Consider the following 18,429-nt stretch of genomic DNA (forward strand, 5'->3'; position numbering starts at 1 on the left):
GTGCGGGTGACCCTGGGGCGCGGCCGGCGCAGCCACGGGCCGACCCCGTGCGGGCTGCGGCGTTCGGGGCGGTGACAGGGGGAACAGCGGGTGGCTACGCGGCGTCAGCGGCGTGCGGCGGTCGTCCGGCTGTCCGCACCGTCCTGGCCGGTGCCGTCGACGTCGGCTTCCGGCGGCGTCGAGGTGAGGGCGCGCACGTCGCGGACGCGTACCACGACGATCGTGGTGGCCAGGTGCAGTGCCACGACGCCGAGCAGGGTGGCGCGGGCGCCGGCGTGCTCGCTCAACAGGCCCACGGCGACCAGGCCCACCGGGGCCACCGCCAGCGAGCCGAGCCAGTCGTAGGACGCGACCCGGGAGAGGACCCGGTCGGGCACGTGGGTCTGCATGGCGGTGCGCCAGAGGATGCCGAACCCGCTCTGCATGGCGCCGCTGGCAGTCGCCAGGACGGCCAGTGACCACACCGGCGTCGGCAGCGCCAGGCACAGCAGGAACGGCACATCGGCCAGCAGCAGCAGGCGGCCGGTGAGCATGGGCCGGGCGGGACGCCAGCGCAGCAGCAGCAGCCCGGCGACGACCGCGCCGATGCTGCGGGCGGTGAGCACCAGCGCCCACGCGGACGCGCCCCCCAGGCTGTGTTCGCTGACGACGGGGCCGACGACGGCGAACGCGGCGGCGACCCCGCCGGCGTAGAGGCTGGCGTCGGCGACGAGGACCCAGAGCCAGCGGCGGCTGCGGAACTCCCGCCACCCCTCGGCCAGGTCGGCGCGGATCGTCGTCGACAGCGCCGCCCGGCCCCGGACGGCCCGGATCAGGCTGAGCATCGCGGCGCTGACCAGGAAGGTGGCGGCGTTGACCAGCAGCCCGTACGCCGCGGGCGCGACGGCGAAGAGCGCCGCGGCGATGGCGGGCCCCACCACGCCCGTGAGGCTCTTGGTCAGACCGAGGAGCGAGTTGGCCTGCTGCAACCGCTCCGCCGACACCATCTGCTTGACCAGGCCGGTCGACGCGGGGTTGAAGAACGCACTGGCCGTGCCGAAGGCGAACTGCAGCAGCACGATGTGCCAGATCGTTCCCGCGCCGGTGAGGAACAGGACCGCGGTGGCCAGTTGCGTGGCGAACTGGGTCAGATCCGCCACGATCATGATGGCGCGCCGGTCGAACCGGTCGGCGACCACGCCGCCGAGCAGCAGGAGCAGCACCTGCGGGACGATCTGGGCAGCCAGGAGGAGGCCGAGCGTGGCGGCGTCGGCGCCCGGCAGGGAGAGTGCGGCGAACGCGAGCGCGAGCGGCGCGATCCGGTTGCCCAGTTGGGTGGAGAGTTGCCCGACGAAGTACCGGCGGAAGTCGTGTTCGGCGAGCGCGCCGAGGGGGATCGACAGTGGCACGCGACCAGGCTAGAGGATGCGCTGGTCAGCGATTGCGTGGCGGTTGTCGATCATGCGATCATTCTCCCGCGATGGCTCCCTGCGGGCGGGCGTCGGTCGGGACGGTCGTGGGGAGCACGTGTGAAGGCGGTTCTCGTCGATCTCGGCGATGTGCTGATCGTCGACGACATCACGCTCGCCGCCAGCACCGAGGGGTTCCGCATCGGCCTGGAGGCGGTCGGCCGGTCGGGCCGGGCGTCCCCGACGCGGATCATGCTGTGGTTGCGGCGCGCGGTCGGCGAGGGCGGCACGCGGCGGGAACACGAACAGGATCTGGTGGCCCTGGCGCGTCGGGCCCTCGGTGAGCTCACCGGCGAGGACGTCAGCCTCGACGAGGCCGATGCCTTCCTGGCCGCCAGTCACCGGCACTTCCACCGGTTCCAGCGGTTGCTGCCCGACGGCGAGCGGCTACTGCGTGGCCTGCGCGAGCGTCGGTTGCCGGTGGCGGTCGTGTCCAACACGCCGACCCCGCCGCCACTCATGGGTTCGCTGCTCGACGACCTCGGCATCACCCCACTGGTGGACTCGGTGATCCTCTCCTCGGCCGGTCACCGGCGCAAGCCGCACCCGGACATGTTCGTCGCCGCCGCCGAATCGCTCGGGGTCGCCCCGGCCGACGCGGTGATGCTCGGCGACCGGATCCATGAGGACGTCGGCGGCGGTGGTGCCGTGGGCATGGCGACGGTGCTGGTGACCTGGGCGCGGCCGGCGACCGCCGAGTCCGGCCCCGACTGCGTCGCGGGCTCCGCCGAGGAGGCGCTGCGCTTCATCGACGCCTGGTCGGCCCGATGACGGCCGGGGCGGCCGGCGCCGCGCGCTCGGTGTGGCTGGTCGACGCGCCGACGGTCAACACCCGCGACCTGGCGGGGATGCCGACCCGGTGGGGGACGGTCGCGCCCGGCCGGCTCTACCGGGGCCCGGTGCCGACGACGTGGTGGCCCGAGCGGCCGGCACCCCCCGCCGGGTTCGCCTTCCGGACGCTGGTGGACCTGCGTGGCGACGACGAGGTGGCGGCACACCCTGCCTGCCCACAGGCGTTGGGGCACGGTGTGCGGTGGGTCCGTCTGCCGGTGCGGGGGGCCGCGCCGTTCCCCAGCGGACCGCCGCAGCCGAGCGACTACGTGCGGGTGTACGCCGCCCTGCTGGAGCCGACCGCCGCCGTGACCGCGGACGTGGTGCGGCTGCTCGCCGAACCCGGACGGTTGCCCGCGCAGATCGGCTGCACCCTCGGCAAGGACCGGACGGGCATGGTGGTCGCGTTGCTGCTGGCCGCGCTCGGCGCGCCGGCCGACCGGATCGCCGGGGACTACGCGCTGACCGCGCGGCGGCTGCGCCCGGGACCGGGGCCGGCGGTGTGGGACCTGGTGGGTCGACCGCAGGCGGACTTCGCCCGGCGGGTGCACACGGTGCCGTCGACGATCCGGCACGTGTTGGACGAGGTGGAGCAGCGCCACGGCGGCGCGGCGGCCCTGCTGGGTCGGTTCGGCATCGTCGCGGACGACCTGGCCGCGGTCGGGCAGGCGCTCACCGCCCGCCCGCCCGCCGACGACACGAGCGACGAGAAGTAGGTGATCACGGTTTTGGATCCGGGGTACGAGCTGATCCTGTTGCTTGCCGGGCAGGACGTGACCGAGGAGCGGCAGGCGCGAGCCCGCGAACTGGTGCGCGCCGGGGGGCCACGCTTCCCCTGGGCGACGTTCCTGGATCAGGCCAACCAGCACCGCGTCGCGGCGCTGCTGAGTCCCCAGGTGCGGGCCCTGACGGCGAGGGAGGCGCTGCCGGAGTTCGACCCGGCGGTGTTGTCCGCGCTGCGCGCGATCCACTTCTACACCGGTCGGCGCAACGAGGTGATGGCGGAGGCGCTCGCCGCCGTGCTCACCGCGGCGGACGCGGCCGGCGTGCCGGTCGTGGTACGCAAGGGCGGGTACCTGGCCTACCGGGTCTACCGCGATCCGGCGCTGCGCCCGATGGGTGACCTGGACGTGCTCGTGGACCGCGGCCGGGTGGCGGAGCTGCTCGGGGTGCTCACCGAGCTGGGCTACGCCGAGGGGGGCCGGGCCGCGGGGGAGACCCGCCCGCTGAGCCGCCGGGAACGGCTGTTCTGGCACCTGTACGGCAGCGACCTGCCGAAGCTGAACCGGCACACCGGCGACACCGCCCGGCCGGTGGTGTCCATCGACGTCAACGTGTCGCTGGCGTTGCCCGGCAAGGAGTTCGACATCCCCGTCGGGCCGGTGCTGGAACGGGCCACCCGGCAGGAACTGGTGGGCGCCCCGGCGTACGTGATGGACGTCGAGGACACGGTCATCGACCTGTGCTCGCACATCTACAAGAACTCGACGGCACTGCGGTTCATGCACGCGGGCAAGCACCGACGGCTGCTCAAGTACGTCGATGTCGCGGAGTACCTGGCGGCCAACCGCGACCGGGTGTCCTGGCCGGGGCTGGTCACCCGGGTGACCGAGGCGGGTCTGGTGGCGCCGGTGTACTACGGCCTCGCCCACCTGGCGCTGCTGTTCCCGGCGGTGGTCGACGCGCAGGCGCTGGCCGAGCTGCGGGGCCGCTGCCCGGACGCGGAGCAGCTGCTGTCCCGGTTCGGGCAGTGGGACCTGCCGGAGCCGATGGCCTGGGAACAGCCGTTCCCGCAGCGGTTGTTCGACCGGGCCGGCGACGCGTCGCTGCCCGCGTCCCGATCGCTGGTGTGAGCGAGCGTGCAGGAGACGCACGTCCTCGTCAAGCCCGACGGCGTACGGCGCGGGCTGACCGGTGCGGTCCTGGACGGGCTGCGGGCGGACGGGCTGCTGGCGGTGCCGGTCGGCTGGGTGTGGCTGACCGACGAGGCGGCGCGCCACTGGTACCCGGAGAAGCTGGAGGAGCCCGACGGGCCGTTGACCCTGCGGTACCTCTGCGAGGGCCCTATGGCGGTACTCGACGTCCGCGGCGACGATGCGATCGTGCGGGCCCACCGGACCAAACGGCGGCTGCGCCGGACGCTCGGCGGCGACGAGCGGCACAACGTGGTGCACTGCCCGGAGACCGACGCCGAACGTGACCACGAGCGGACGGTCTTCGCCGGGCTGCTGCGCCGGCGCGAGCCGCGCCGGCCGGTCGGTTCGTTCCGCCCGGCGTCGTTACTGTGGCCGTGACGCCTCGGGGCGCCACTCGTACAGGGCGAGCTTGCGGGCCGAACGGGTCGGCTCGAACCCGTGCGCGACGAGGCGGTCGCCCTCGACCGGGTTCGCGTACACGATGCGCAGCCGGCGCGGGCGCCGACGCGCGGAGTCGGCGAGCCGCGCGCACAGGTCGTCGAAGACCGGCCCGTGGAACGGGTTGAACAGGAACCCGACGGTGAGCGAGTCGGGGATGTCGAAGTCCTCGACGCGGGCCGTGACCACGCGGGCGCGGCGCAGCCGGGCCGGGCCGCGCGCGCGGCCCAGGTTGCGCCGGGCGGCCTCGGCGAGGTCGGCCGACTTCTCCACCCCGATGACCTCGCCGAAGCGGTACCACGACGCGACGTAGAGTGCGCGGCCCCTGCCGCAGCCGAAGTCCACGAAGACGTCGCCGCGGCCGACCGTGGACCAGGGCACCACGCGGGTCAGGGACGCCCACCGCGACGCCTCGTAGCGTACGTCGTAGGGGTGGGCGTCGTCGTCCCCGTCGGGGTGCCGGCTGGCCATGCCGGTCAGCCGGTCCAGGCAGCTGTCGGCCACGCGGCGCGCGCGTGCGCGCAGCCGGCGTCCGGGTCGCTCACCCATCGGTGGTGTCCGGCCCGGACAGCCGGAACCACTCGGTGATCAGCATGGCCGGCGCGCCGCCCACCACGATCAGTACGGTGCGCCACGGCAGGTCGGGGTGCTCCGGCCCGGTCAGCGTCGCGGGGGGCCGCCCCCGGCCCTCGGCGAGGATCTCCCGGTGCTGCTCGACCCGGTGGGCGCGCAGGGCCCGGCCGATGAGTTCGTCGCCGCGGCTGATGTCGGCGCGTGCCGCGGCGGGCAGCCGGTCGACAGCGATGAGGCAGCGGGCGTACGCGGCCACGGTGCCGGTGTGCGCTCCGACGAGGGTGGAGTAGCGAACGAGCAGCTCGGGCGTCAACGGTTGCTCGGGCCAGGCGGCGGCCTCGCCGGCCCGGGCCGGACGTTGCGGGAGCACCTCGACGCGCAGCGGCTCGTCGAGGTACGACTCGAGCAGGCTGGTCGTGGAGCCGTCGCTGGCCACCACCATCCGGTGCAGTCTCTCCTCGGCGGCGGTCGGGCCACCGACCAGGGGCTTGGTGGTCATCGGGCCTCCGTGAGAACTTCGCCGGCGCGCTGCCGGGGGACCGATCGCCGCAGATGCAGCACGGGCACGCCGACGGCGAGATGGCGGTCGAGGATGTCGAGCAGGTCGGGCAGCGTACGTCGGCGGAACCGGACGGCGGCCCGGCACACCAGCAGCCGGGCCCGCCACGGCTCCCGTTCGGTGCGTACCCGGTCGGGTAGCAGGGTGGGCCGGCCCCGCCGGGCCGCCAGGGACCGGCGCGAGATGCGGGTCAGGCTCACCGGCCAGGCCACGTCCACGATGATGACGGCGTCCGCGCGGCGGGCGCGGTCGGCGACCGTGGCGGCGTGGTTGCCCTCGATGAGCCATCGCTCACCGGCGGCCAGCGCGGCGATCCGCGCGGCGAGCTCGTCGGCGTGGGCCGGGCGCCAGCCCGCCTGCCAGAAATGGTCGTCCACGTGGTGGCAGGCCAGGTCCAGCCGTGCGGCGAGGGCACGGGCCAGCGTGCTCTTGCCCCCGCCCGGAGTGCCCAGGATGGTGACCCTGCGCCGGCCGGCGAGCAGCCGGGCGAGCCCGTCCACGGTGGTCGGCGTGGCGCCGCGTCCGCTCACCTCATCCATGCGCACCCGCCGTCGTCGGGACGCCGGTCCGGTGGACCTCGGCACCGAGCCCGCGCAGGGCGGCCGGCAGGTCGGAGTAGCCGCGGTCGAGGTGCTCCTCGCCGTCGATCTCGGTACGACCCGCCACCCCGAGCGCGGCGAGGACGGCGACGGCGGTGGCGCGGGTGTCGTCGCACCGCAGTCGCCGCCCGCTGCGGTGCGGCCGCCCCGGCCCGACCCGTACGGTGTTGCCGCGCACGTCGCAGTCGGCACCCAGCTCGCGCAGCGCGTCGAGGTAGCCGAACCGGTGCGTCCACACCTCGTCGGTGATGCTGCCGCCGCCCGGGGTGCCCGTCAGCAGCAACGTGCAGAACGGGTGCACGTCGGTGTTGACGTCCTCGTGACCGGCGACGACGTCGGTGCCGGCCAGCTGACCGTCGACCGTGGCGCAGACGGCTCCGTCCCGCCAGCGCAGGGCCACGCCCATGCGGGCGAGCATGGCCTCCTCGGCGGTGAACGCCGCCGCGAACGAGGCGGGAACCCCGGCGACGGTGATCGGCGCCGACAGGTGCACCGAGGCGGCCAGGTAGGTGAACGTCTCCGCGATGTCCGGCGGCAGCGTGTACGTCCCAGAGAGGCCCGCCCCGCCGCCGGTCACGGCCCAGGAGCCGTCCGGGCGCGTCTCCCCGACGCCGAGCGCGACCAGGTGTTCCATCAGCGCCAGCATGGCGTCCTTGCGGACGGGGTTGTGGATCACGGTGGTGCCCGGGGCGCACAGCCCGGCGAGCATGGCGGTCTTGGTGGCGCCCGACACCCGCGGGCCGAGGAGCCGGTCGGCGCCGGTGGAGTGGTCGCGTACGTCGATGACGGCCGGGCGGCGCCGCCGCCACGAGCCGCGGAGGCGACCCGGGTCCGGGAACTCGGCGCCGAAGCGTTCCAGCACCTCACGGATCTGGGCCACCGGGCGGGCGCCGTCGGCGGTGGGGCCGATCTGGTCGCCCCCGGCCGTGGCGAAGTCGACCTCGCCCAGCGCGCCGAGCACGGCCGGGACGAGGTACAGCGAGCCGTGGATGCGGGCGCTGGGGCCGGGCGGGATGACGGGGTTGTCGATGTCGCGGGCGTCGATCACCGCGGTGGTGCCGTCGACGTGGATGCCGCCGCCGAGACCGTCGAGCAGTTCGGCGAGCACGTCCACCTCGGTGACCGCCGGTACGTTCTCGAGCACGAGCCGGCCGCGCGTGGCCACGGTGGCGGCGACCACCTGCACCAGGGCGTGCTTGTAGCCACGGACCCGCACGGTGCCGGCCAACGGTCGGCCGCCTTCGACGATGAGCATCAGACCTCCAGGGCCGCGGTGTGGGAGAGGATCTCGACGGCGCGGGCGAGCCCGGGCGGCGGCGTCACGGTGAGCCGCAGCCGGGTGCGCCACTGCGGGCCCCCGCCCAGGTGCCGGGCCCGGATCCGCTCGCCGGCCAGCGCGCTCACCGCGGCGCTCGCGGCGGCCTCGGAACCGGTGTCGACGGTGAGGAAGTTCGCGGCGGTGTCCGGGCACCGCCAGCCCGGGCAGCGGGCCTCGATGTCGGCCGCGGCGGCCCGCCGCCAGGCGGCCACGTCGGCCCAGACGCCCGCCATCGTGGGTAGTTCACCGAGGCGCGCCGCGAGCAGACCCGTGGCCAGCGCCGACACCGCGCCGTCGGCGCGCCAGTGGCGCAGGTACGACGTGACACCCGGGTCGGCCACGACGGCGGCCAGCCGCGCCCCGGCCAGGCCGAAGGCCTTGGAGTACGAGTTGACCACGACGACGTTGCGGTGCCGGCGCAGCCGGGCGATCAGGCGCGTACCGGCCGGGTCGAACACGTGGTAGCAGGTGTCGACGACCACGACGTGCCCGCCGTCGGCCGCCTCGCCGGCCAGCCGGTCCAACTCCGTCACGTCGACCGGCTGGCCGCTGTGCCCGTTGGGCGTGGACAGCGCCACCAACGACGGCGGCGCGGCGCGCAGGGCGTCGAGGAGCAGGTCGACGGCCGAGCCCGCGTCCTCGGGGCCGACCGCGACGGGCCGCACCGCCACCCCGTGCAGCGCGCCGTGCTCCGTCCACGCCTCGTAGTCGGGCTCGACGACGACGAGCCGTCCGGTGACGGTGCCCACGGCCTGCACCAGCAGGCCGATGGCGGTGTCGGAACCGGCGGTGAGCAGCACCTCGGCGGGGTCGACGCCGTGGTATGCGGCCAACGCCGTGAGCAGGGCGCGCTGGTCGGGGTAGCGGCGCACCAGCTCGGCGTCACAGCCCCGCAGGTACGCGGCGCTCAACTCGTCCACGCGCGGATGCAGCAGTTCGTTGCTCTTGAGGTTCAGCCAACCGGCCGTGGCCGGGCGTATCCGCAGCGGCAGCGCCGCGACCGCGGGCCGCAGGTGCCCGGCCCACACGTCCGCTGTGCTCACCGTGTCGTCCTTCATGGCTCAGGGCTGCTGAAGTGCACGAGTACGCTGCGGCGCTCGTGGGCCACGTCGCGGTGCACCGGGGCCACCGAGTGCCATGAGTCGTCCGAGCGCACGAACACCACGGACGTGTCCAACAGCGGCGGCACGACGGTGTGCACGTCGTCCTCGTTCGCCGACGACAGCAGCCGCAGTGCGCCGCCCCACCCGGCGTCCCACTCCTCGTTGAGGTAGAAGACCTGGGTGACGACCTTGTCCGGCCGATCGGTGTGCGCGGAGAGCCACCCCTCGGTCGGGTAGGCGCAGAGGCGGATCTCCACCCGGCAGGACGACAGGTCGACGTCGACCATCCGGGCGACCGCGTCGCGGTAGGCGTCGCCGGCCAGCTCGGTGACGAGCCCGGGCCACGGCCCCGGCAGGTCGTCGGGCGCGGTGAGCCACCGGGAGTCGCGCATGACGGTCAGCGACCGCATCACGTACTGCTTGTCGCCGCTGCCGTCGGTGCGCTCGGCGGACTCCAGCAGCCCGGCCGGGAACGTCGCGGCGAGCGAGCGCGCGAGAGCCGGATCGGCGAACGTCGGGGCCAGCGACGCCCACCGGAACGGCGTGTCACGCACCGCCCGCGAGGTGAACGCCGCCGCGGACAGCATGGTCAGCACGGGGCCTCCCGGGCCGGCCGGTTGAAGACGACCTGCACCGAGCGACGCTCGCGTGGGTTGTCCCGCATGCCGTCCACGGCGTGCCAGGACTGGTCGCCGCGCACCAGGATCACGCCGGTGTCCAGCAGCGGGGCGACGCGGCGCGCCACGTCGTCGGCGCGCGCCGAGTTCAGCAGCAGCAGCTCACCCCCCTCGCCGGTCGGCCAGTCGCGGTTGAGGTAGCACACGACCGTCACGATCTTCTCGGGCTTGTCGAGGTGCGGGGCGAGCCAGCAGCCCGCCGTGTACCGCCAGAGGTTCACCTCGACGGCGGCGTCGGCCACCGGCAGCCCGGTCAGTTCGCCGACGGCGGCCGCGAACGTGGGGGACGTGACGTACCGGGTGAGCGCCGCCCACGCCGGCGGCAGGTCCGTGGTGGCTTCCGGGGCGGCGGGCCACAGCTGTCGTACCCACATCTCGTACGACTTCTCGCCGTCGGGACGGGACACCGCGGTGAACCCGTCGGCGGGAAACGTCGCCTCCAGCTCGTCGGCGAGCGGCGCGCCGAACGTGCCGTTCAGCTGGTACCAGGGAAAGGGCTCCTGCTGCGGTTCGGCGCCGTGCAGCGAGAGCGGCGCGCTGGCGACGGCCTTCATTCCGCCGCCCCCTGCCGCTCCGGCACCAGACCGATGGCGGAGCTGATCCGCCGTTCGGTGCCGAACACCAGCTCGTGCATCGCCGCGACCTCCTCGGGCGCGTGGTCGCCGAAGACGGTGTGCCGGTTGTACAGCCCCACCTCCTCGGTGGTCATGTCGGGCCGCAGTTCCTCCATCGGGGTGTACATGGTGGGGCGGAACCGGGCGCCGACGCCCGCCACGTGCGCTGCGGTGGCCCGTGCGGCGGCGGCGTCGGTGCCGGGCAGGCCGACGATCACGAACGCGTTGAGCTCGATGCCCGCCGCGTCGCACCAACCGGCGATGGTGGTGAACCGGTCGGCGGCGATCTGCTTGACGCGGGGCAGGGCCCGGTGCCCCTGCGGGTCGAGGGTCTCCAGGCCGACGCTGACGCGTACGCACCCCGCCCGGCCCATCAGGGCGACGAGTTCCTCGTCGAGGTGGCCGAGCGTGGTGGCGCACTTCCACGGGTACCGCCGGCCGGTCGCGAGCAGCGCCTCGCACAGCTCGACGACCCAGCGCCGGTCGAGGGTGAAGGTCGGGGCGTACATCGCCACGTACTCGAACGGCAGGGCGGCGAACGACTCCTCGATGTACGCGACGGTGCGCGCCACCGGCAGGCGCCGGTCCCGCTTGCCCTGCAGGCCCGGCACCTCGCAGTACGAGCAGCCGATCGGGCAGCCGCGAGCGGCCGGCACGACCAGTTCGCGGCGGGCGGGGATGCCGCAGAACTTGTCGGCGTCGCGGCCGTAGAGCGCGTGGTAGGCGCCGTAGGGGATCTCGTGGATGTCCGGCAGCGCCCACACGTCGGGCGGGAGCAGCACGCCGGGGCCGGTCGGGGGCCGCCACTCGCCGTCGACGCGCGCCCACACGCCCGGACCCGGCCCGGGCGAGCTGGCCGCCGCGTCCACGCCGGCCTCGTAGTCGCCGGTGGCGACGACCGCGTCGAGGTCGAAGCGGTGGAAGAACTCCGGGACGCTGTTGCTGAGGCGGCCGAACGTCACGATCCGCGCGTGCGGCAGCACCTGCCGGGTGTAGCGGATGGCCCGCGGTAGACCGTCGACGGCGTCGAAGTCGTTCGCCAGCGCCACGACGTCGTAGGCGCCCTGGTAGAGGGTGTCGGCGAACGTCTTCCAGTTCATGTTGAGCACACCGGCGTCCAGCGCGTCGACGTGCCGGCCCGGATCCCGGGCCCGCAGGTACGCCGAGGTGCAGAACACGCCGAGGTGATGGCCTGCGTTGAAGTAGCTGGGCACCTGCGGCGGCCAGACCACGAGGATCCGCACTACACCCTCCCTGTACATACGGTTTGCGCGGTGACCGCGCGTAGCCCGGCCAGGTACTCCTCGGCCAGCTTCGTCGCCGGCGCGGGCAGCCCGACGCCGTCGAGTTCGACGCGGATGCCCTCGTCGGTGACGGTGACCGCCAGCCGCAGCGGCGCGGCCGGGACGTCGTCGAAGCTCGCTGCCGGCACGGGCGCCGTGCGCAGACCGGCGCCGAGGTCGAGGGCGCCGCGTCGGCGGTGGTCGCGGTCGGTGTAGAAGAACTCCAGCGGGCGCGGAACCGCGATGCGGGAACGCAACTCGTCCAGCAGCGCCGCGTAGGGCACGTCGCGGTACGCGCGGTGCCGACCGGCCTGCCGGTCCGCCCAGGCGAGCGCCTCCGCGGCGGTCCGTGGGGTGGGAGGCGCCTGGAACAGCAGCCGGTTGTTGAACCAGCCGACCGTCTCGGCGTAGCGGCGGTCCGGGCGGCCGTCGAGCGACGACACGACCGGCACGCCGAGCGCGCCCCGGACGCCGAGCAGGTGGACCAGCGCCGCGAGGCACACCGCGAACTCGGTGACGCCCGCCGCCCGGGCCGCCCGGGACAGGTGGTCCGCGGCGTCCGGGCCCGAGTCGACGGTGGCGCGCTCGGGCGCCCGCCCGGTGCTCCACAGCGACACCGGATCGGCCAGGGGAGGGTGGGCGACCAGCGCGTCGGCCGCCTGAGCGGCCCGGTCGGTCGGCGCCGGGCCGGCGGCGAAGGCGCTGAACGCGGGGGGCGGGGGCGCCAGCGGCTCACCCCGGTACGCCGCGCCGAGGTCCCGGTGGATGGTCTCGACCGAGCGCAGGTCCGCCGACAGGTGCTGCACGACGACCACCAGCAGCCACCGCTGGTCGGCCAGCCGGCGGACGTGCAGCCGCAGCGCCCGCCCGCTGGACAGGGCGAACGGGACGTCGGCGACCTGGGCGACCAGCCGCGCCACGGCGCTCGGGTCGGCCGGCCCGGGCACGTCGGCCACGTCGAGTTCCGGCAGGTACGGGTCGACTGTCCGGGCAGACGGCTGCGGACCCCCCGTGTAGGCCCAGCGGAGGGTGGCGTGGCGCCTCACCACCGCGGCGGCGGCCAGGCGCAGCGCGTCCAGATCGAGCGGGCCGTCCACGAGGTGGGCCGACGCGATGCGCCGGGAGCGCGGCCGGGCGAGGGCGACGCGCTGCCGGGCCGACAGCACCGCCACGCCGTCGTCGGCGCCCGGTTGCGGCGTCCCGGTGTCCTCGGAGGTGGACGGTGCCGTCGCCGCGACGGCGTCGCGCAGGTCACCCAGCGTCCGGCGCTCGTAGACGACGTCCACCGGCAGGTCGATGCCGGTCTGCTCGTGCAGCGACTCGACGAGGCGGACCGCGGCGAGGGACGTGCCGCCCTGCGCGAAGAAGTCGTCGGTGTCCAGGCCGGGGGTGCCCAGGATCTCCCGCCACAGCCGGCACAGCACCGCGTCGGCGTCGTCGCGCCCGGTGTCGGGCCGGTCCAGGTGCGCGGCCAGCGCGGCCCGGTCGGCCTTGCCGTTCGGCCCCTGGGGCAGGGCGGCCATGACGTGGATGGACTGGGGCACCAGGTGCTCGGGCAGCCGGGCGGCCAGGGCGTCGCGGACGCTGTCGGCGTCGACGTCGCCGGTGACGAACGCGGCGAGCCCGCCGGACGGGTTGGCCAGCACGGCGGCGTGCCGCACCCGCGGCAGCGCCAACAGGTGCGACTCCACCTCGCCGGGTTCGACGCGGAAGCCGCGGATCTTGAGCTGGCGGTCGAGGCGGCCGAGGAAGTGCAGGCGCCCGTCGGCGCCGCGGCGGACCAGGTCGCCGGTGCGGTACCACCGGGTGCCGTCCGCGTCGACGTGGAAACGTGCCGCCGTCTGCTCCGGCTGTCCGTGATAGCCGGCCGCCACCTTGCGGCCGCCGAGCCACAGCTCGCCGGGGCCGTCGCCGGCCTCCCCGGCGGGCGTCGCCCCGATGCGGGCGATGGTGGCGGGCAGCGGTCGACCGATGGCAGGCGCGTCGCTCTCGTCCACGGGTACCTGTTCGGCCGTGGAGTAGACGGTGTCCTCGGTCGGGCCGTACAGGTTGACGACCCGACCCACGCCGGCTGCGTACAGCTCGTCGACGATCCAGCGCGACAGCGGCTCGCCGGCGATGTTCGCCACGCGTACGGGGGGCATCTTGCCGGCACGCAGCAGTTCGGCGTACACCGACGGTACGGCGTTGAGCAGCGAGACACCGTCGGCGACGCCGGGACGAAGCAACCCCAGCGGCCCGGGCAGCACGCGGACGTGCCCGCCGAGCGCCAGCGTGACCAGCAGTTCGAACAGCGCGATGTCGAAGCAGACCGAGGTGGTGGCCGCCACGTCCGCGAGGTCGGCCGCGTCGTAGGCGTCGTCGGCCCAGCCGCACAGCGCGGCCAGCCCGGCGTGCCGGGCCAGCACGCCCTTGGGCCGGCCGGTGGAGCCGGACGTGTACAGCAGGTAGGCGATGTCGTCCGCTCCGGCCGGGTGCGCCTGCCCGGCGCCGCCCTCGGCCGCGAGCGTGGAGAGCATGTCCGCGCCCAGTTCGACCCGGGTGGCGCCACCGTCGGCCAGCACCGGCGCGCCGACCGGGTCGACCAGCACGGCACGGCAGCCCGCGTCCTGCGTCATGAGCGCGACGCGTTCCGCCGGATAGTGCGGATCCAGCGGCACGAACGCGCCACCCGCGGCGTGGATCCCGAGCAGGGCGACCGGCAGGTGGGCGTCGCGCCCCAGGCACACGCCGACCCGGTCGCCCGGCCGGCAACCGGCTGCGCGCAGCCGGTCGGCGACGGCCAGGGCGGCGCCCACCACGCCCGCGTAGTCCAGGGCGGCGGTCTCACCGGTCACCGCCGCCCGCGACGGCGCCACGGCGGCCAGTTCGCGGACCCGGTCCAGGACCGTACGCGGACCTCGACGGTTCACGCGTCGTCCTCGGACGGGGGCCGCGCCCGAAGTCGTGGCACATCGTGGACGAACGCGGCCAGCTCGTCGCTGCCGATCGCGTACGGGCAGTACTCGCGGCGCATCCGGGCCACCGCGTCGGCCGGCGACGCGCCGGCGAGCACGTCCAGGCACGCGATGGCGGTGCCGGTGCGGCCGTGCCCGCCGAAGCAGGCGATCTCGACGAAGTCGCCGAGCCGTAGCCGCTCCAACACGTACGCGAGCGCGGCGACGACGCGGCCGGCCTGCGGCGGGGCGTCGAGGGTGGGCCAGGTCAGGAACCACCGCTGGTGGGCGTCGGCCTCGGGCAGCCACCGATCGTCGAGGTACACCCCGAGGTCCGCCGGCTTGGCGGTGCCCACCGCGGCGCGGCGGTCAGCGGAGTCCAGGGAGGTGCCCCACACGGTCAGGCCCGCGACCGAATAGGGCGTACGCCAATGTCGATCCTTCATGTCACCCTCGTCATTTGGCGCACTGGCGCGCGGACGCTCGCCCCTGCGGGCCTGGTGCCGACCGATGCCTACCTGGCTGGGCATCTCCGTGATTGATCATGGTCGTGAGTGCTGGTGATGCTAGCTCTTTCTCGCCGGAGCCGTCCAGATCCGTCAGCGCGACGACGTCGTTACTCCGCAGCTCAAACGCAAGATGCCTGCACAGCGGGGGGATGGTGTATGGTCCGGGTCCGATGCCGGGGGCCACTCCGCGCGCCATGACGGTGCGACGTACCACAGTGCACGAGGGATGACTTGTGACCGACGCTGTCGAACGGCCGTGGGGCCCTGTCGTCCTACGTCTGCTACCCGCCACTCCCGCCGAGGCGTCCTGGTTCGCCGACCACTACGCGCTGTCCGCGAACGCGCCGTGGCCGCGACGGGAGACGTTGCCGCTGCGGACGACCGTCGACGCGGACGCCGTACTGGACCTGTCGAGGCATCCGGCCGGCGCTGCCGCGCAACGTATCCGCGACGAGCACTACCACGTGCTGGACGACGGGACCTGCTGGGTCCGCGCGGCCGATCGACCGGCCGACGCGAGCGTGGCGGCGCTGCCGCCGCACGCCATCCGGCGCACGGGACACGGCTGGGACGTCGTCACCGACGGTTCGCCCTCGGGTGACCGGCTGTCGGAGATCCTCGCCCGGATGCTCCTGCTCGACGCGCTGACCCGCGCCGGCGGGACGGTGCTGCACGCCAGTTCGGCCGTGGTCGGAGGCCGCGCGACGGTCTTCGTCGGCGCCGGCGAGGCGGGCAAGACCACGTTGGCGCTGCACGCGACCCGCGCGGGCGGCGAGTTCGTCTCGGGTGACCAGACCGTTCTGCTGCCCGGCGCCGAGCGGCTGGTGGTCGGCGCCGGCCTCATGCCGCGCCTGCGGTGGGGCACGCTGCGCGGGCTCGGCCTGGCCGACACGGTCCTGGGGGCGACGTTGCGCCGCCACGAAGGCGCGCGGCGCCCGCTGTCGCGCATCGAACCCCGGCCGGCCAAGGTGGCCATGACGCAGGCCGAGCTGACCACCGTGCTCGGCGTGCGGACCACGGACGCCGGCGTGCTCGACCGGCTGGTGTTCGTCGAGCGGCGTCCCGGAACCGACCTGCTGGTCGCGCCGCTCGATCCGCGGGAGGCCGTGGCGGAACTCGCCGAACAGGTGCTGCGCCCGCTGGCCGGGTGGCGACCGCCCGGCGGCGAAGCGACGTGCGCCGAGCCGTTGACGCGGATCGCGGCCGAGACCCCGGCCTTCCGCGTACGGTGGGACCCGGCCGTCCACCCGGCCGTGACGGTCCTCGACCGGCTCGCCACCGCCGCGGTGGGCAGCCGCTGATGCCGACACTGATCGCGTACCCGCGGCTGCACCTCGGGCTCCTGGACTGCGGCGAGACGACCTCACGCCGATTCGGTGGGCTCGGCTTCGCCGTGCACGGCATGCCGTTGACGCTCTCCGCGACCCTCGGCCGGGCCGGCGGCGGCGCCGGTACGCACACGCTGACCGGGCTGTTCGACGCGCTCGACGAGCGGGCTCGTCAGGACGTGCACGCGGCCCTCGACCGTCTCGCGGACACCGTGCCCGTGCCGCCGATGACGCTGTCCCTCGACGGCATGCCGCCGGCCCACGTCGGGCTGGGTTCCAAGACGATGCTCGTGCTCGCCGCGCTGCGGGTCGCGTGTGCCGCCGCCGACGTCCGCCCGAGGCCCGTGACACTGCAACGGCTCAGCGGTCGGGGCGGGGCCTCCGGCGTCGGGCTGACCACGTTCTTCCGTGGCGGCTTCGTCGTCGACCTCGGTCACCCGCGCCGCGACGGGCTCGGGCTCCGCCCGTCCAGCGCGCTGCGGCCCGTGGGCGTGCCGGCCGTGTCGACCCGGGTGGCCATGCCGCCGTCGTGGCGGGTGAGCCTCGCCCTCGCCGGGGGCGAAGGGCTGTCCGGCGCCGGTGAGGTCGACTTCTTCGCGCGGCACACGCCGATCCCCGACGAGGAGGTGCGCGCGGCCATCACCCTCGCGTACCACGAGGTGGTCCCGGCGGTCCTGGAACGCGACCTCCCCGTCCTCGCCAAGGCACTGGCGGCGCTGCAGTCGGTGGGCTTCAAACGGCGCGAGGTCGAGGTGCAGCATCCGGCCACACGGGACCTGTTGGGTCGTCTCCAGGGCGTGCCCGGCGTCGCCGCCGGGATGTCCAGCATGGGACCGCTGCTGTTCGCCATCCACGCAGCCGGGGACCGGCAGGCGCCGGCCGAGGTGGCCAACCACGTCGCGGCGGTCGGCGGGTCGCTGTTCGGCACCTTCGGAATGAGGAATCGCGGATATGACCTCCACCTTCAGCCATAAGGAACGGGTCAGGTACTGGCCGCTGGTCAGTGAGCTGGGTCGCTGGGAACCCGATCCGGCGCGCCTCGGGACGCTGTGCGCCGAGCGGCTGGTCTCGGCGCGTGACGCGGACGCGGTCGCCCACTTCGTGGACCTCTCGAAGGTGGTCGAGTGCGCGGTGGCGAACCTGGCGGGAGTCCCGGCCGTCGGCGGCGTGCCGCGTCTGCGCGAGCTGCTGGCCGCGGCGCTGGCCCGACGCGACGAGAAGCGCGCGGCCCGGGCGGAACACGCCAGGCACGTCGTGCGCGTCGCCGCTGACCTCGGCGGCGGCGTCATCAAGGGCCTGGCCCTGGCGCGGTACTACCCGGACCCGGCGCTGCGCCACCGCGGCGACGTCGACCTGTGGTTCGAGGAGGCCACCGACGCGCTCGCGCTGGTGGACCGCCTGTGGGCCGAGGGCGACGGCTGGCACTGGGACACGCACGAGCTGCCCTGGCTCAAGTGGGACGGCGACCGGGCGTACGGGCAGTTCAAGCTACGCCGCGAGGTGCCGGGCGCGCGCACGTCGGTGCGCGTGGACGTGCACTTCGGCGGGTACTCCGTCGGTCATCTGGGGCTCATGCCGTTGACCGGGTTCGTCACCGGCAGCGTCGACGGGGTGGAGATCCGGGTGCCGACGCCGGAGACGGATCTGGCCATCCTCGTCGGGCACGCCACCGGCGACGCGTACACCTCTCTGAAGGATCTCAACGACCTGGCCGTCATCGCCGCCACCCGGGAGGTCGACTGGCCCCGGGTCTACGACGCCTGCCGGACCGTCGCGGTGGAGCCGGTCCTGGACGGGCTGATCACGCTGGTGCGGGAACGCACCGGCGGCGCGGGCCTGCCGGAGCACCGTCGGAGTGGTCGCCGCCTTCCACTGCTGGACACCTCCGGTGCCGAGCGGGCGCGGTTGACCGCCCTGATCGCCTACCGCGACACCCGCCGCCGCACAGGCGCCGTCAGCGGTGTGCGGGCGGCTCTCGAGGCGCTCGGCTACTACAGCGCCGACCTCCGGGTCCGGGCCGACCCCTCCAGCCGGCCCCGATGGCGGCGGTCCCGCTCCGAATGCTGGCGGCTGGTGCCCGAACAGGTCTGGACCGGGATGCTGCCCGCGGACGGCGAACCACCGTCGTTCCGGCAGGACGACCCCCTCCTGCCGGGCATCGCGGTCTACCGGTCCGGCAGCGACTGGGTCGCGTCCTGCGGCGACGAGGTCCTGGTCCCGACCGTGTCCGGACGGGTGCCGGCGGGCACCCTGCTGCTCGCGGACGCGGTTCGTCGTCGTTGACGTGATCGACCTCA

18 protein-coding genes are annotated in these 18,429 nt (G+C 74.7%); 7 read left to right on the forward strand and 11 right to left on the reverse strand.

Translation table 11 applies throughout. The annotated features are described in order from the left end of the window. Positions 1–104: 104 nt before the first annotated feature. Entirely contained in the window at positions 105–1,388 is a 1,284-nt protein-coding gene (locus tag AB0G08_RS14070; RefSeq protein WP_358087146.1) for an MFS transporter, read from the reverse strand. A gap of 120 nt (positions 1,389–1,508) precedes the next feature. Between AB0G08_RS14070 and AB0G08_RS14075 the strand changes: the two genes are divergently transcribed. The 4 genes from AB0G08_RS14075 to AB0G08_RS14090 are packed head-to-tail and all read left to right on the forward strand — an operon-like array spanning position 1,509 to position 4,573. Further along, entirely contained in the window at positions 1,509–2,219 is a 711-nt protein-coding gene (locus tag AB0G08_RS14075; protein WP_358087148.1) for an HAD family hydrolase, read from the forward strand. Continuing rightward, on the forward strand, positions 2,216–2,995 hold the full coding sequence (locus AB0G08_RS14080; RefSeq protein WP_358087149.1) for a tyrosine-protein phosphatase: 780 nt from the start codon (positions 2,216–2,218) through the stop codon (positions 2,993–2,995). Before AB0G08_RS14075 ends, AB0G08_RS14080 begins: the two co-directional genes overlap by 4 nt. Then, positions 2,996–4,132: a nucleotidyltransferase family protein gene (locus tag AB0G08_RS14085; RefSeq protein WP_358087151.1), complete on the forward strand. Its 1,137-nt coding sequence runs from the start codon at positions 2,996–2,998 to the stop codon at positions 4,130–4,132. Between the two features lie 6 nt (positions 4,133–4,138). Then, the gene (locus AB0G08_RS14090) at positions 4,139–4,573 is read left to right on the forward strand and encodes a nucleoside-diphosphate kinase (RefSeq protein ID WP_358087153.1); all 435 of its coding nucleotides are present in this window, start codon (positions 4,139–4,141) and stop codon (positions 4,571–4,573) included. On the opposite strand, the gene AB0G08_RS14095 is transcribed toward AB0G08_RS14090, so the two are convergent. Genes AB0G08_RS14095 through AB0G08_RS14140 form a run of 10 tightly spaced genes read right to left on the reverse strand, consistent with a single transcriptional unit; the run spans position 4,559 to position 14,741 of the window. Then, positions 4,559–5,137 carry a class I SAM-dependent methyltransferase gene (locus tag AB0G08_RS14095; protein ID WP_358087155.1) on the reverse strand — a complete coding sequence of 193 codons (579 nt, stop codon included), beginning with the start codon at positions 5,135–5,137 and terminating at the stop codon, positions 4,559–4,561. The genes AB0G08_RS14090 and AB0G08_RS14095 overlap by 15 nt on opposite strands. A 37-nt stretch (positions 5,138–5,174) precedes the next feature. Beyond that, positions 5,175–5,705 (reverse strand): chorismate pyruvate-lyase family protein, encoded by a 531-nt coding sequence (locus tag AB0G08_RS14100; protein WP_358087157.1) that lies wholly within the window; start codon positions 5,703–5,705, stop codon positions 5,175–5,177. Beyond that, positions 5,702–6,304 carry an adenylate kinase gene (locus AB0G08_RS14105; protein ID WP_358087159.1) on the reverse strand — a complete coding sequence of 201 codons (603 nt, stop codon included), beginning with the start codon at positions 6,302–6,304 and terminating at the stop codon, positions 5,702–5,704. The genes AB0G08_RS14100 and AB0G08_RS14105 overlap by 4 nt, the downstream gene beginning before the upstream one ends. Beyond that, positions 6,297–7,619 (reverse strand): hypothetical protein, encoded by a 1,323-nt coding sequence (locus tag AB0G08_RS14110; protein ID WP_358087160.1) that lies wholly within the window; start codon positions 7,617–7,619, stop codon positions 6,297–6,299. Before AB0G08_RS14110 ends, AB0G08_RS14105 begins: the two co-directional genes overlap by 8 nt. Then, complete coding sequence (locus AB0G08_RS14115) at positions 7,619–8,725, reverse strand: aminotransferase class I/II-fold pyridoxal phosphate-dependent enzyme (RefSeq protein WP_358087162.1); 1,107 nt, start codon at positions 8,723–8,725, stop codon at positions 7,619–7,621. The genes AB0G08_RS14110 and AB0G08_RS14115 overlap by 1 nt, the downstream gene beginning before the upstream one ends. A gap of 11 nt (positions 8,726–8,736) precedes the next feature. Continuing rightward, complete coding sequence (locus tag AB0G08_RS14120) at positions 8,737–9,372, reverse strand: 2OG-Fe(II) oxygenase (RefSeq protein ID WP_358087217.1); 636 nt, start codon at positions 9,370–9,372, stop codon at positions 8,737–8,739. Positions 9,373–9,374: 2 nt separating this feature from the next. Further along, the gene (locus AB0G08_RS14125; RefSeq protein ID WP_358087164.1) at positions 9,375–10,016 is read right to left on the reverse strand and encodes a 2OG-Fe(II) oxygenase; all 642 of its coding nucleotides are present in this window, start codon (positions 10,014–10,016) and stop codon (positions 9,375–9,377) included. Next, positions 10,013–11,320, reverse strand: coding sequence for a radical SAM protein (locus AB0G08_RS14130; protein WP_358087166.1), 1,308 nt, complete (start codon positions 11,318–11,320; stop codon positions 10,013–10,015). The genes AB0G08_RS14125 and AB0G08_RS14130 overlap by 4 nt, the downstream gene beginning before the upstream one ends. Beyond that, positions 11,320–14,271: an amino acid adenylation domain-containing protein gene (locus AB0G08_RS14135; RefSeq protein WP_358087168.1), complete on the reverse strand. Its 2,952-nt coding sequence runs from the start codon at positions 14,269–14,271 to the stop codon at positions 11,320–11,322. The genes AB0G08_RS14130 and AB0G08_RS14135 overlap by 1 nt, the downstream gene beginning before the upstream one ends. Beyond that, a complete protein-coding gene (locus tag AB0G08_RS14140) occupies positions 14,268–14,741 on the reverse strand; it encodes a protein phosphatase (RefSeq protein ID WP_358087170.1) in 474 nt (157 codons plus the stop codon). Before AB0G08_RS14140 ends, AB0G08_RS14135 begins: the two co-directional genes overlap by 4 nt. A gap of 296 nt (positions 14,742–15,037) precedes the next feature. On the opposite strand from AB0G08_RS14140, the gene AB0G08_RS14145 reads away from it, so the two are divergent. The 3 genes from AB0G08_RS14145 to AB0G08_RS14155 are packed head-to-tail and all read left to right on the forward strand — an operon-like array spanning position 15,038 to position 18,415. Next, complete coding sequence (locus AB0G08_RS14145; protein WP_358087172.1) at positions 15,038–16,105, forward strand: hypothetical protein; 1,068 nt, start codon at positions 15,038–15,040, stop codon at positions 16,103–16,105. Next, positions 16,105–17,106: a beta-ribofuranosylaminobenzene 5'-phosphate synthase family protein gene (locus AB0G08_RS14150; RefSeq protein ID WP_358087174.1), complete on the forward strand. Its 1,002-nt coding sequence runs from the start codon at positions 16,105–16,107 to the stop codon at positions 17,104–17,106. Before AB0G08_RS14145 ends, AB0G08_RS14150 begins: the two co-directional genes overlap by 1 nt. Then, positions 17,084–18,415, forward strand: coding sequence for a nucleotidyltransferase family protein (locus tag AB0G08_RS14155; protein WP_358087176.1), 1,332 nt, complete (start codon positions 17,084–17,086; stop codon positions 18,413–18,415). Before AB0G08_RS14150 ends, AB0G08_RS14155 begins: the two co-directional genes overlap by 23 nt. Positions 18,416–18,429: the final 14 nt, after the last annotated feature.

The organism is Micromonospora sp. NPDC023644 (assembly GCF_040640115.1).
GTDB lineage: Bacteria > Actinomycetota > Actinomycetes > Mycobacteriales > Micromonosporaceae > Micromonospora.